The organism is Martinezella sp. CNPSo 3964, from assembly GCF_057784375.1.
Genome location: NZ_JBXSOW010000011.1, coordinates 32962 through 46786, shown reverse-complemented (window position 1 = coordinate 46786; position 13825 = coordinate 32962). Strand labels below are relative to the sequence as shown.

The window sequence follows — 13825 nt, the reverse complement described above, 5'->3', positions numbered from 1 at the left end:
TCTGGCGAATCGGGACGGAAAGTGCAACCGCGATCAGTTTTCGAGAAGGAAGGCGACGGAGCGGGCGGGAATGGCGATCTGCTCCCCGGCTGGCGTTTCGCCCGCCGTTGTCAGCAGGGACCAGCCGTTTTCGGAGACCGGCAAGGCGATGGAGCGTTCGTCCGAGGCGCGGTTGAATACCATCGTGAGCCGCGTCGATCGGCCGGTGGCGCGATCCTCGGTCCGGATTGCCATGCCGAGCAGGCTCGCTTTCGGCGTTTCCCAATCCGATACCGCCATCGGTGTTCCGGCAGCGGAGAACCACAGCACATCGCCATCGCCGCGGAAGAAATCCATCTGGCCGAAGGCGGAGAAGCGGCGGCGCAGCCCGGCAAGCCAGGCGGTATGGCCGATCAGTTCCTCGTCCAGCGACTTCCAGTCCATCCAGGTGATGGCATTATCCTGGCAATAGGCGTTGTTGTTGCCCTGCTGGCTGCGGCCGCCTTCGTCGCCCGCCGTGAGCATGATCGTGCTGCGCGTCGCAAAGAGCGTCGACAGCATGGCTTCGATATCGGTGCGGCGTTTGTGTTGGATCGACGGATCGTCCGTTCGGCCTTCGATGCCGTTGTTCCAGGAGAAGTTTTCGTTATGGCCGTCGCGATTGTTCTCGCCATTGGCCTCGTTGTGCTTGTTCTCGTAGGAAACGAGGTCCATCAGCGTGAAACCGTCATGGGCGGCAAGGAAATTGACGCTGCGCGTCTGCGTGCGGCCGTCGCGGCCGAAGGTGGTGGAGGAGCCGGCAAGGATCGTTGCCAGATCGCCGACGCCGGCATCGCCGCGCCAGAAGCGGCGCAGATCGTCGCGGGCGCGGTCGTTCCACTCGAGAAACGGCGTCGGAAAACGTCCAAGCTGATAGCCGCCGGGACCGATGTCCCAGGGCTCGGCGATCATGATCCGATCCCTGAGGACGTCATCCGCCAGCATGGTGCGCAGCGTCATGCTGTCGGGATCGAAACCCTTGCCGTTGCGGCCGATCACGGTGGCGAGATCGAAGCGGAAGCCGTCGATGCCGGCATAGCGGACGAAGTGGCTAAGGCTGTCGACGATCAGCTTGCGCGTCGCCGGCTGATCGCAGGCGACCGTGTTGCCCGTGCCCGTGTCGTTGACCAGCGTGCCGGGCTGATCCGGCAGGTGACGGAAGTAAGTGGGGTTGTCGAGGCCGCGCAGGGACAGTGTGGGTCCCTGACGGTCGCTCTCGCCGGTGTGATTGAAGACGAGGTCCAGGATGACGGCAATGCCTTCGGCGTGAAGGGCAGCGACCGTGTCGCGCAACTCCTTCATGCCGCCGGGCACGAGACGAGGATCGAGCGCCATGAAACCGACGGGATTGTAGCCCCAGCCATTGGTGAGGCCTAGCGGCGGCAGGTGCCGTTCGTCGATCCATGCGGTGATCGGCATGAGCTCAATGGCGTCGATCTGCAGGCGCTTGAGATGGGCAATGATGGCGGGATGGGCAAGGGCGCCCACCGTGCCGCGCTGTTTTTCCGGTACATCCGGATGCAGCATGGTGAACGGCTTGACGGCGATCTCGTAGATCAGACCCCCGGGCTGAAACAACGGCTTGGCCGGCTTGATGGCGACGTCGCGCGAGACGATCGCCTTCGGCATCAGGTCCCGCGTGTCTTCCCCGAACGTTCCAAGGCGCGCGTCGTATTCGAACGGTCGATCTATCTCCTTGGCATAGGGGTCGACCAGCAGCTTCGACGGATCGAACCATAAGCCTTGGTCGGGATCGTACGGGCCATAGGCGCGCAAGCCGTAGCGCATGCCTTCCCTGGCATTCTCAACGAAAAGACGATGCTCGTCGCCATCGCGAGCAAGCGGCAGCCGCACGATTTCCTTCTTGCCCTCCGCATCGAACACGCACAATTCGATCCTCTCGGCATTCCTGGACCAAACGGCAAATTCAACGCCGTGATCGGTGAGGGTGGCGCCAAGGGAGCGGATTGTCGGTTCGGACATGCTCGGGCTTTCTGGCTGGATATCTAAAGATCGCTCCCTCTGCCCGCGTGCGGAGAGAGGGCTAGGGTGAGGGGCGGTGCGTTCGGCAGATTGTGCAGTCGCGGTGAATTTCGATAAGGCCCCTCATCCGACCAGTCGCCGCTTTACTTCGTTCAGCCGCTCCTGGCCACCTTCTCCCCGCATTTGCGGGGCGAAGGGGCTTAAAAACCAAAACTCAGGTGATAACCGTCGGCGTATCGCGGCCAGTGCGGCCCTTGATATCGGCGATCTCCTGGGCTGCCACGATGAGATCGGCCAGCGCTTCCTGGGTCTCGATATTGTGACGGGTTGGATCGGCCTCGTAGCGCTCGATATAAACGCGCAGCGTCGCGCCCGTCGTGCCGGTGCCGGAGAGGCGGAAGACGACGCGGGAACCGCCCTCGAACAGGATGCGGATGCCCTGATGCTGGCTGACCGACTTGTCGACCGGATCGTGATAAGCGAAGTCGTCGGCGGCGGAAACGGTGAGGTCGCCGATCTTCGTGCCCGGCAGCGTCGGCAGCTTTTCGCGCAGCGCCGTAATCAGACCATTGGCGGCATCGGTGTCGACGCCTTCATAATCGTGGCGGGAATAATAGTTGCGGCCATAAGTGGCCCAATGCTGCGTCACGATATCGATGACGCTTTCGCCGCGAACGGCAAGGATATTGAGCCAGAGCAACACGGCCCAGAGCCCGTCCTTCTCGCGAACATGGTTGGAGCCGGTGCCGGAGCTTTCCTCGCCGCAGATCGTCGCCATGCCGGCATCGAGCAGGTTGCCGAAGAATTTCCAGCCGGTCGGCGTCTCATAGATACCGACGCCGCGCTTCTCGGCAACGCGGTCGGCGGCACCGCTGGTCGGCATCGAACGGGCAATGCCGGCGATGCCGTGTGAATAGCCGGGAGCAAGATTGGCGTTGGCAGCAAGGATTGCCAGGCTATCGGACGGGGTGACGTAGATGCCCTTGCCGATGATGAGATTACGGTCTCCATCGCCGTCCGATGCCGCACCGAAGTCGGGCGCATCCTCGCTCATCATGTCGTCGTAGAGCTCTTTGCAATAGACGAGGTTCGGGTCGGGGTGATGACCGCCGAAATCCGGCAGCGGCAGGAAATTGCGCACCGATCCGTCCGGCGCGCCGAGGCGGATTTCGAAGATTTCCTTGGCGTAGGGGCCGGTGACGGCGCTCATCGCATCGAAGTTGAGGCGGAAGCCAAGACTGATCAGATTGCGAATCGCGCCGAAATCGAACAGCTCTTCCATGAGGGCCGCATAGTCTTCGACCGGATCGATAACCGAGACGATCATGCCGCCCACGTCCTCGCGAGCGATGCGGTCGAGGTTGATGTCTGGGAAGTCGGCAATCTTGTAGCTGTCGATCACCTTGGAGCGCTCGTAGATGGCGTCGGTGATCTTTTCAGGCGCGGGGCCGCCATTGCCGATGTTGTACTTGATACCAAAATCTTCCGTCGGGCCGCCGGGATTGTGGCTGGCCGACAGGATGATGCCGCCAAACGCCTTGTACTTGCGGATGATGTTGGAGGCTGCGGGCGTCGAGAGGATGCCGCCCTTGCCGACCATCACCTTGCCGAAGCCGTTTGCGGCGGCCATCTTGATGGCCTTCTGGATGACTTCGCGATTGTAGTAGCGGCCGTCGCCGCCGATGACCAGGCACTTGCCCTGATAGCCTTCGAGCGAATCAAAAATCGACTGGATGAAGTTTTCCGCGTAGTTCGGCTGCTGGAATACGGGAACCTTCTTTCGCAGGCCCGAAGTGCCGGGTTTCTGATCCGCGTAGGGGGTAGTCGGTACAGTTTTAATCATCGGGTTAAGCGCCTCTCGAGACTAGACTGGAGTAGAGAGCGACATAGCGTTCTGCGCTCCTGCCCCAGGATACGTCGGATTTCATGCCCTGCTTTTGCATCTGCGTCCAGACCTTTCGATCCTGGAAAAGATGCATGGCACGGCGCACGGCTTGTAACAGCCCTTCCGCGGTGACGGGCGAAAATTGAATGCCGGTTGCGACTTTTGCCTGCAGCGCGGCATGGTTGGCGTCGATAATCGTATCGTTCAGCCCACCCGTTCGCGCAACGATCGGCAGGCAGCCGTAACGTAAGCCATAAAGCTGCGTCAGGCCACAGGGTTCGAAGCGCGAGGGGATGATAATTGCGTCACAGCCGGCCTGCATCAGATGCGACATGGGTTCGTTATAGCCGGCTGAAACGCCGACGCGGCCGCGATGACGGCCAGCCGCGGCAAACAGTGCGCCTTCCAGCGCCGGATCGCCAGCCCCCAGAATGGCGAGCTTGCCGCCCATGTGGACGATCTCGGTGGCGACGCTTGCCAGAAGGTCCATGCCCTTCTGCCAGGTGAGCCGGCTGACGACGCAGAAGATCGGACCATCATCATCGTCGAGGCCGAAATGCTCGATGACGCGCTGGCGGTTCAAGGCACGATCCTTCAGCGTCGTTGCATTGTAGGTCTGGGCGATCATCGGATCGGTCGCAGGATTCCAGATGTCATCGTCGATGCCGTTGACGATGCCGTAGAGATTGTAGGCTTTGCTGGCGATGACGCCTTCGAGACCCATGCCGAATTCCGGCGTCAGGATTTCCTCGGCATAGGAGGGACTGACGGTGGTCAGGGCATGCGCCGTCTGCAGCCCGCCTTTCAGGAAGCCGACATCGCCGTAATATTCGATGCCTTCCATGGAGAAGGCATGCGCCGGCAGACGCAGGCCGGGGAAGATATCGGCGCCGAACTGGCCCTGGAATGCGATGTTGTGAATGGTCAGAACGCTCGGCAGTTCCGGCGTCGGATAGTAGCGCATGTAGACCGGCACCATCGCCGATTGCCAGTCATGCGCATGCACGAGATCCGGCCGCCAGCCGGGCATGAGGCCTGCGGCAATCTCGGCGCCGGCCAGGGACAGCGCGGCGAAACGCCGCCAGTTGTCGGGATAGTCCTTGCCGGTCGCATCGACATAGGGGCCGCCGGTGCGGCTGTAATAAGCGGGGGCATCGAGCACCAGGAAGGCAATGCCCGCGTGCTCAACCTCGAGAACGGTCGCCGGCTCGCCGAGGAGATCCGGAAGCTCCAGACGGGCAACCGGATCGCGGATGGCTTTCATGACGGCGGGATAGCCCGGGATCAGAGTCTTGGTTTCGACCCCATAGGGCTGTAATGCGATAGGCAGGGCGCCGGCGACATCGGCCAGGCCCCCTGTCTTGATCAGGGGGAAGACTTCGGACGAAACCGAGAGAACCTTCATAAGTTACAGATCCAGTTTGTCGATCATCGATTGGGTGATCAGGCAGATGCCGCTCTCCGTGCGGCGCCAGCGTTTGGCATCCAGGTCCGGATCTTCACCGACCACCAGACCCTCGGGAATGGTGACGCCATGGTCGATGACGACATTCTTGAGCTGTGCCCGGCGGCCGATCTTGACGCTCGGCAGCACGACGGCACCCTCCAGCTTGGAGTAGGAATTGGCGCGAACACCGGTAAAGAGCAGGCTGTTGTAGAGGCTCGCGCCGGAAATGATGCAATCGCCGGCGACGACGGAGGAGACTGCAGAACCGCGGCGGTCCTCGTCGTCATGGACGAACTTGGCCGGCGGGCTGATTTCCGCATAGGTCCAGATCGGCCAGGACTTGTCGTAGATGTCGAGTTCCGGCACCACGGCGGTCAGGTCGATGTTGGCCTGCCAATAGGCATCGATCGTGCCGACATCGCGCCAATAGGCTTCGCGCTCGAAATCCGAGCGAACGCAGGACTGCGTGAAGCGATGGGCAACCGCCTTACCGTTCTTGACGATATAGGGAATGATGTCCTTGCCGAAGTCGCGGCTGGAATTCGGATCGGCCGCATCGCGCTTCAGGCATTCGATCAGGAATTTGGTGTGGAAGACATAGATGCCCATGGAGGCAAGCGCAAAGTCCGGATTGCCCGGAATGCCGGGCGGATCGGCCGGCTTTTCGACGAAATCGATGATCTCGTCCTTCTCGTTGACATGCATGACGCCGAATCCGACCGCTTCCATGCGCGGCACTTCGAGGCAGCCGATCGTCACCTGTGCGCCGGAATCGACGTGCTGCTGCAGCATCCATTCATAGTCCATCTTGTAGATGTGGTCGCCTGCGAGGATGACCATGTATTCCGGGCCATAGGGCTCGATGATGTCGATGTTCTGGTAGACGGCATCGGCCGTGCCTTCGTACCATTGCGTTTCCGAGACGCGCTGCGAGGCCGGCAGGATATCGAAGCTCTCGTTTCGCTCCGGGCGGAAGAAGTTCCAGCCGCGTTGCATGTGGCGGATCAGCGAGTGCGCCTTGTACTGCGTCGCGACGCCGATGCGGCGGATACCGGAGTTGAGTGCGTTGGACAGCGCGAAATCGATGATCCGGGTCTTGCCGCCGAAGTACACGGCTGGCTTGGCACGGCGGTCGGTCAGTTCTTTCAGGCGGCTGCCGCGCCCCCCGGCAAGAACGTAGGCCATGGCATCGCGTGCCAGCGGCTGGAAACGTTTTTCTACCATTTTATTCCTCCCTGTCCGTAATGGTCTCAAAATTCCGGTTCGAGCATGATCGTCGCCAGTGGAGGCAGCGTTATGATCGCTTGTACGCCTCCGCCTGCATTCACGGCCTGGACACGCCCGCCATTCCCCTTGCCGCTGCCGCCATAAATGTCGGCATCGGTATTCAATATCTCGCGCCACCGCCCCTCAGCTGGCAAGCGCAAGGTGTAATTCTCACGATAGACTGGCGTGAAATTGGTAATGACGGCAACCGGCTTTTCGCCCGGCGCCTTGCGCAGCCATGCAAAGACCGAGTTTTCGAAATCATCGACCACAAGCCATTCGAAGCCGTCGCCCTCGCAATCGCGGGCATGAAGTGCCGGCTTGCTGCGATAGGTGAAATTGAGATCACGAACGAGGCGGCGCATGCCTTCGTGCATGCGATATTGCAGCAGGTTCCAGTCCAGCGCGCGCTCTTCGCTCCACTCGCTCCATTGCGCGAATTCCTGGCCCATGAAGAGCAGCTTCTTGCCGGGATAACCCCACATGAAGGCATAGTAGGCACGTAGGTTGGCGAATTTCTGCCAATCGTCGCCGGCCATCTTGGCGATGAGCGACCCCTTGCCGTGGACGACTTCATCGTGCGAGAGCGGCAGGACGAAGTTTTCCGAGAAGGCGTAGATCAGGCCGAAAGTCAGCTCGTTGTGGTGATATTTGCGGTGCACTGGCTCGCGGGCGAGATAGCTCAGCGTGTCGTGCATGAAGCCCATGTTCCACTTGAAGCCGAAGCCAAGCCCGCCCTCATGGACCGGCTGCGATACTTTCGGCCAGGAGGTCGATTCCTCGGCGATGGTCATGACGCCCGGATGCGCGCCGTAAAGCCGAGTGTTCATCGACTGCAGGAAGCGAACAGCCTCGAGGTTTTCGTTGCCGCCATATTCGTTCGGGATCCACTCGCCGTGCTTGCGCGAATAGTCGAGGTAGAGCATTGAGGCGACGGCATCGACGCGCAAACCGTCCAGGTGGTATTTTTCTGCCCAATAGAGTGCATTGTTCAGCAGATAGGCGAGCACTTCGGTGCGGCCGAAATTGTAGATCGCCGTATTCCAGTCGGGATGAAAGCCCTTGCGCGGGTCTTCATGTTCGTAAAGGGCAGTGCCATCGAACCAGCGCAGGCCATGTTCGTCCGTCGGAAAATGTGCCGGCACCCAATCGAGAATGACGCCGATGCCGACCTTGTGGCAGCCGTTGACGAAGCGGGCGAAGCCTTCCGGCTCGCCGAAGCGGGCGGTTGGTGCATAAAGGCCGGTCGTCTGATAGCCCCAGGACGGATCATAGGGGTGTTCGGTGATCGGCAGGAATTCGATATGGGTGAAGCCCATGTCGACGCAATAGGGGATGAGGCGCGAGGCGAGTTCGTCCCAGGACAGCATCGAGCCGTCGTCGCGGCGCTGCCAGGAGGCGGCGTGCACCTCGTAAATAGAGATCGGCTGGCGGCGCTGATCGACGCTTGCCCAATGTTCGCGGTGCGCGGAATCGTCCCAGATCTGAAGCAGTTCGTTGGCGGTGACCGAAGCCGTCTTCGGGCGCAGCTCGCTGCGTCGGGCAAAGGGATCGGCCTTCAGCGGCAGCAATACGCCGTCCTGGCCACGGATCTCAAACTTATAGGCAACCCCGGCCGGCACATCCGGGGCGAAGATCTCCCAGATGCCGCTGTCGGAGCGGAAGCGCATGACGTGCCGGCGGCCATCCCAATTGTTGAAATCGCCGACAACCGAAACGCGCTGTGCATTCGGTGCCCAGACGGCGAAATGAAAGCCCTGGACGCCCTCGTGCTTCATGGGGTGGGCGCCCATCTTGTCGAACAGGCGCAGATGCGTACCCTGACGAGCGAAGTAATCGTCCATTGGTCCAAGAACCGGACCGAAGCTGTAGGGATCGGTTACCGCCCATTCAGCATCGCCGCGCCGGGCGCGATAGCGGACCGGCTGCTGCTTGGCGAGTTTGACGTCGCCGGAAAAGAAGCCTGCCGGATCGAGGCATTCGAGCTCGCCGATGACGGAGCCGTCGAGCGCCGTGGCGGTGACGGCTTCAGCACCAAGGATGAAACAGCGGGCTACATAGCCTTCGTCCGTCTTGTGCACGCCGAGAACGGCGAATGGATCGGAATGGGTGCCTGCGAGAATTGCAGCAATATCCTCTGCCGAAATATCGCTCAAGCTTGTGCTGTCAGCGGGCTTTTTCGGCTTTTTCATCCGGCTCTCCAGATTTCCTTGGCGTATTGACGGATTGTCCGGTCGGAGGAGAACCAGCCCATACGGGCGGTATTGTTGATCGTCTTCGCGTACCATTCCGACGGGTTGGCCCAGAGAATATCGACTTCGCGCTGTGCCGAGGCGTAGGCATCGAAATCGGCGGCAACCATAAACCAGTCGTGGCTGTAGATGCCGTCGATCAGGCCGGCGTAGCGGTTGCGGTCGTCGGGAGAGAATACACCGGAGGCGATGGCCGAAAGTGCTTGAGCCAATTCGCGCGAACGCTCGATGATGGCGCGAGGATTGTGACCGTCGCTGCGCAGGTTGGCGACCTCATCGGCCCGCAATCCGAAGATGACGATATTGTCCTCGCCGACATTATCTCGCATTTCGACATTGGCGCCATCAAGCGTGCCGATGGTCAGCGCGCCGTTGAGGCCGAACTTCATGTTGCCGGTGCCGGAGGCTTCCATGCCGGCGGTCGAAATCTGTTCGGAAAGATCGGCGGCCGGTACCATGACTTCGGCCAGCGAAACGTTGTAGTTCGGCACGAAGACGACCTTCAGCAGGCCACGTACAGAGGGATCGTTGTTGATGACGCGCGCGACATCGTTGATCAGCTTGATGATGAGCTTGGCGTTATGATAGCTCGGCGCCGCCTTGCCGGCGAACAGCTTGACGCGTGGCTGCCAGTCGAGCTCCGGATGAGAGCGAATCTGGTCGTAAAGCGCTACGGTTTCGATGACGTTGAGCAGCTGGCGTTTATATTCGTGGATGCGCTTGATCTGGATGTCGAACATCGCGTTCGGATCGAGCTTGATGCCCATGCGGCTGGCGACGAGGTTGGAGAGCTGCACCTTGTTGGCGCGCTTGACGGCGGCGAACTTCTTCTGGAAGGCGCTGTCGCGGGCGAACTGATCCAGCGGCTTCAGCTGCTCGGCGTCGTCGAGGAAGGCATCGCCGATGGTTTCGCGCACGAGGTTCGTCAGGCCGGGATTGCACTGCATCAGCCAGCGCCGCGGCGTAATGCCGTTGGTCTTGTTGTTGATGCGGTCCGGATAGAGCTTGTGCAGGTCGGCGAAGACCGTGACCTTCATCAGGTCGGTATGAAGCGCGGAAACGCCGTTGATCGAATGCGAGCCGACAAAGGCAAGATTGCCCATGCGCACACGGCGATCGCCGTTCTCGTCGATGAGCGAGATCGAACGGATTTCGGTATCGCTGAAATTGCGCAGCTTGCGCGCTTCGACGAGAATCTTGGCATTGATCGCATAGATGATCTGCATATGGCGCGGCAGCAGTCGCTCGAACAGCGGCACCGGCCAGCTTTCCAGCGCTTCCGGCAGCAGCGTATGGTTGGTGTAGCCGAAGGTGTTTCTGGTGATATCCCAGGCTTTGTCGAAATCGAAGCCGTGGACATCGACCAGCAGGCGCATCATTTCGGTGACGGAGACGGCCGGATGCGTGTCGTTCAGTTGGATCGCGACCTTGTCGGCGAGATTGGTCAGATCGTCATATTGCTGCAGGTGGCGGCGCAGAATGTCCTGCAGCGAGGCCGACGAGAAGAAGAACTCCTGGCGCAGGCGCAGCTCCTGGCCGGCCGGTGTCGCATCGGCGGGATAGAGAACGCGGGTCAGGCTTTCGGCCTTGTTGCTTTCGCGCAGCGCGCCGATGTGGTCGCCGGCGTTGAAGGCATCGAGCAGGATCGGGTCGATCGGCTGCGCCGACCAGAGACGCAGCGTGTTGACGCGCGCGCCACGCCAGCCGACGACGGGCGTATCGAATGCAGTGGCGATGACGCGCTCCGCCGGCTTCCAGACGTAACGCGGCTGATCGTCGTGGCTGCTGATGGTTTCGACGCCGCCGCCGAAGCCGATTTCATAGGAGCTTTCCTGGCGTTCGAATTCCCAAGGGTTGCCGTGGGCCAGCCAGGTTTCGGGCAGCTCCACCTGCCAGCCATCGGCCATCTGCTGGCGGAACAGGCCGTGGACGTAGCGAATGCCGTAGCCATAGGCCGGCACATCGACGGTTGCCATGGATTCCATAAAGCAGGCCGCGAGGCGGCCGAGGCCGCCATTGCCGAGCGCTGCGTCGGGCTCGAGGCCGGCGATGACACGGATGTCGACGCCCAGCGAAGCGAGAGCGTTGGTGATCTCCTCCATCAGGCCGAGATTGGAGATGGCGTCGCGCATCAGGCGGCCGATCAGGAATTCGAGAGACAGATAGTAAACGCGCTTGGCGCCCGTCTGATAGGCTTTTCGGGTCGATTCAATCCATTTGTCGATGACGCGGTCGCGGATGACAAGGATCGTTGCCGTCAGCCAGTCGTGCGGCTTGGCGACCTTCGCATCCTTGCCGATGCGGTATGTCAGGCGCTCGATGATTTCTTCGGCAAGGATTTCGGGGCGGGAACTGCGCGGGGCTGGAACGGGGAGATCGGCCTTCGTCAAGTTATTCATACTATCAACTCTCGCCATTTGTGATTTATATTCAGCGCGTTACGCCGAATTAAATCGATTTGCCTTTCCGTTTCACTATCAGTTTACGCACTGATGTAAAGCAGTTGCAACAAGCGAGTTGGGCGGATGCGAAAAATGCCGCCAAAGGTTCCGCCTCGACGGGAAAAGACTTGATTCCGATGATGTTTCGGGCTCTTATTCGCGCATCGATCAAACGAAAAGCCGCGCGATACTCGCATCGCGCGGCTTTTTATTTCGATGACTATTTATGGTTGCTTGGTGCGCAACCCAAGCGAGGTCACTTCGTCAGGAGCGTCATCTGCTTGGATGTTTCGGTGGCGATTGTCGTAAATGCCTTGAAGAGATCCGCGGCGCTCTGCGGGGTGAAATAGTCAGAGGAAGAAGTTGCGCAGTACTGCAGCAACGCCTGACCGTTTTGAGGCGCCATGAAGGCAATCGTGTACACGTGAATGCCGTTTTTGCGCGCCTTGTCGCATTGTTCCTTGGTCTTTGTATCGGCGTTTGACACGTTGTTGTCACCATCGGTCATGAACACGATGTACATGGTCGGGTTTGTAACGCCGCTCTTGTCCTTGTGCTGGAGCTGTTCATACGTCAGCCCCGACGTCGTAGACAATTTTGTCAATGCGTCGACAGCGGCTGTAAAAGCGGGGGCAGAATTCGTGGAGCCGCTTGAGGTCAGGTTGTTGACGTAGGTCGTGATGCCGTTCGTACCCCAGGCCAGAGCTGTAGGCGTCTGAGCGACATTATTATAGGAGTCGGCGCCGGTGCGGACGTACATCATGTTTGGATCGGCGCTGTTTAGTTGTGCGGCCAGATTGGATGTCGCAATCTTCAGCGATTCCATTTTAGTGTAATAGTTGGTCGAGGTGCCGGTGCAAGTACCCCACTCCTGCTTGCCATTCTTATTTGTTTTTATGCAGCTATAAGTGTACGTCGTGGTAGGCTGTTGGGCGTTAACCGTGTCCGTGGCTTCGTCCATCGATCCGGAGCGGTCCAGAACGAAATACATCGACAAGGCATTCTTCTGGGTTTCAGAAGTCTTTCCGCTGATTGACGTGCTGGACGTAGAAATGTTCAGGGAACTCTGCCCGGTCAGGCGGGTCATGCTGTTCACCGGCATCGAATAGGATGAATTCACGACGACCGTGTAACCTGCATTCCCGGAGGAATCGGTTGTTTTTGTCACCGTCGTGCTGGTGCCTGCTTTCAGTGAATTCGTAGCATCCGCATCGCCGGCGAGATAATTCGACATCTGGCCGAGCACAAAATTGTTGGCGAGATCCTTGGCGGTCGTTGTGGTCGCGCTACCGTCCGCAAGCGCTGTTGCCGTAGCGAGCGCAGCTGCATCCGTCGATTCCTGCAGCTGGCTGCGTGTCAGCGACATGTTCGTGACATCGACCGCCACGCCGCCCGCTACGGCCAGCACCGGGACCGAAATCGCGGTCAGGATGCCAAAGTTTCCGGCTCTATCGCGTAAAAGTTGTTTTAATACACAAAGTAAATTGGAGCCGGCAATCATCATGTCCGCCTATTGGAAAGAGTTGGATTCTCAAGAACGGCGGGACTATCAAATACAAATATTAGTTGAAGGTTTAAGCGGCCGGTCGATTTTTAACAAATTGCCTAGTCTGACGCGATTTGCTTCAGATTTTTACTACTTTAAGTATATTCTATTTTAGTGGAATGACATCTACTGCCTGAACGGCTTTCTGGTTGCCGTAACTCTTCAGTACACCGATAACGGGGGCAACGTCCGAATAATCGCGGCCATAGGCAACGACGATGTGATCCGTTCCGGCGGGAATATTGTTCGTCGGATCGAGCTCAATCCACCCTGCCGTCTCGCCGCACCAGACGCGCACCCATGCATGCATGGCGTCTGCGCCTTCCAGTCTCTCCTTGCCGGGCGGGGGGATGGTACGCAGAAAGCCGCTGACATAGCCGGCGGGGATGCCGAGACTGCGCAGCGTGATGATCATCACATGCGAGAAATCCTGGCAGACGCCGCGCTTGAGACGAAACGCCTCCTTGGGCGTGGTGTCGACAGTCGTCGCCTTGGGATCGTAGGTGAAATCCTTGTGGATTTGCGCGCAGACCGCATGGGCGATCTGCAGGGTCGTGAGATTGGTGGCCTTCCACTGCTTGCTGTAATCCGCAATCTCGCCTGTTTCGGGCAGACGCGGGCTGCTGCCGAGAAAATGATGGGGCGAGGAGGGATCGATCGACCAGCAATCGTCGATCTCCTCAGGCAATTTGGCGAGAAGGGGGGAAAAGTCGGCCCCGACGGGCTGGCTTTCCACCTGAACACGCGCCTGCATGCGGATGTCGAGCCTTTCATGCGGATCGCGCACCAGGATCGAGGTTGCCGGATGCTGGAAAAAATCCGTGAAGTTCGATTGTTCATCCGGCCCCGGGGTTATCTTCACCGAGCCGGCGATCAGTCTCTGCCGATTGGGCAGGGAGAGCGGCATGACGCGCAGGATATGCCGCGCGCCGCTCGCCGGCACGTCGTAGATATAGCCCATGTGAAGCGAGAGGTCGTAGAGCATCA

The 13825-nt window shown here is 59.8% G+C and carries 8 protein-coding genes; all 8 read right to left on the bottom strand.

Translation table 11 applies throughout. The features are described from left to right. Window positions 1–33: 33 nt before the first annotated feature. Window positions 34–2001 carry a glycogen debranching protein GlgX gene (gene glgX, locus AC13Q5_RS27560; RefSeq protein WP_488503848.1) on the bottom strand — a complete coding sequence of 656 codons (1968 nt, stop codon included), beginning with the start codon at window positions 1999–2001 and terminating at the stop codon, window positions 34–36. Between the two features lie 214 nt (window positions 2002–2215). Further along, on the bottom strand, window positions 2216–3844 hold the full coding sequence (locus tag AC13Q5_RS27555; protein WP_075851655.1) for an alpha-D-glucose phosphate-specific phosphoglucomutase: 1629 nt from the start codon (window positions 3842–3844) through the stop codon (window positions 2216–2218). A 4-nt stretch (window positions 3845–3848) separates the two neighbouring features. After that, complete coding sequence (gene glgA / locus AC13Q5_RS27550; RefSeq protein WP_075851654.1) at window positions 3849–5291, bottom strand: glycogen synthase GlgA; 1443 nt, start codon at window positions 5289–5291, stop codon at window positions 3849–3851. 3 nt (window positions 5292–5294) lie between these two features. After that, complete coding sequence (gene glgC / locus AC13Q5_RS27545) at window positions 5295–6557, bottom strand: glucose-1-phosphate adenylyltransferase (RefSeq protein WP_075851653.1); 1263 nt, start codon at window positions 6555–6557, stop codon at window positions 5295–5297. A 26-nt stretch (window positions 6558–6583) separates the two neighbouring features. Next, entirely contained in the window at window positions 6584–8791 is a 2208-nt protein-coding gene (gene glgB / locus AC13Q5_RS27540; RefSeq protein WP_457878911.1) for a 1,4-alpha-glucan branching protein GlgB, read from the bottom strand. Then, window positions 8788–11250: a glycogen/starch/alpha-glucan phosphorylase gene (locus tag AC13Q5_RS27535; RefSeq protein ID WP_488503847.1), complete on the bottom strand. Its 2463-nt coding sequence runs from the start codon at window positions 11248–11250 to the stop codon at window positions 8788–8790. Before AC13Q5_RS27535 ends, glgB begins: the two co-directional genes overlap by 4 nt. 298 nt (window positions 11251–11548) lie before the next feature. After that, window positions 11549–12793: a vWA domain-containing protein gene (locus tag AC13Q5_RS27530; protein WP_488503846.1), complete on the bottom strand. Its 1245-nt coding sequence runs from the start codon at window positions 12791–12793 to the stop codon at window positions 11549–11551. A gap of 151 nt (window positions 12794–12944) precedes the next feature. Further along, complete coding sequence (locus tag AC13Q5_RS27525) at window positions 12945–13823, bottom strand: transglutaminase family protein (RefSeq protein WP_488503845.1); 879 nt, start codon at window positions 13821–13823, stop codon at window positions 12945–12947. Window positions 13824–13825 lie beyond the last annotated feature (2 nt).

Bases quoted from the DNA above. Each gene is read 5' to 3' on its own strand.
- glgX (WP_488503848.1), bottom strand. From the start codon at position 2,001: ATGTCCGAACCGACAATCCGCTCCCTTGGCGCCACCCTCACCGATCAC.
- AC13Q5_RS27555 (WP_075851655.1), bottom strand. From the start codon at position 3,844: ATGATTAAAACTGTACCGACTACCCCCTACGCGGATCAGAAACCCGGC.
- glgA (WP_075851654.1), bottom strand. From the start codon at position 5,291: ATGAAGGTTCTCTCGGTTTCGTCCGAAGTCTTCCCCCTGATCAAGACA.
- glgC (WP_075851653.1), bottom strand. From the start codon at position 6,557: ATGGTAGAAAAACGTTTCCAGCCGCTGGCACGCGATGCCATGGCCTAC.
- glgB (WP_457878911.1), bottom strand. From the start codon at position 8,791: ATGAAAAAGCCGAAAAAGCCCGCTGACAGCACAAGCTTGAGCGATATT.
- AC13Q5_RS27535 (WP_488503847.1), bottom strand. From the start codon at position 11,250: ATGAATAACTTGACGAAGGCCGATCTCCCCGTTCCAGCCCCGCGCAGT.
- AC13Q5_RS27530 (WP_488503846.1), bottom strand. From the start codon at position 12,793: ATGATTGCCGGCTCCAATTTACTTTGTGTATTAAAACAACTTTTACGC.
- AC13Q5_RS27525 (WP_488503845.1), bottom strand. From the start codon at position 13,823: ATGCTCTACGACCTCTCGCTTCACATGGGCTATATCTACGACGTGCCG.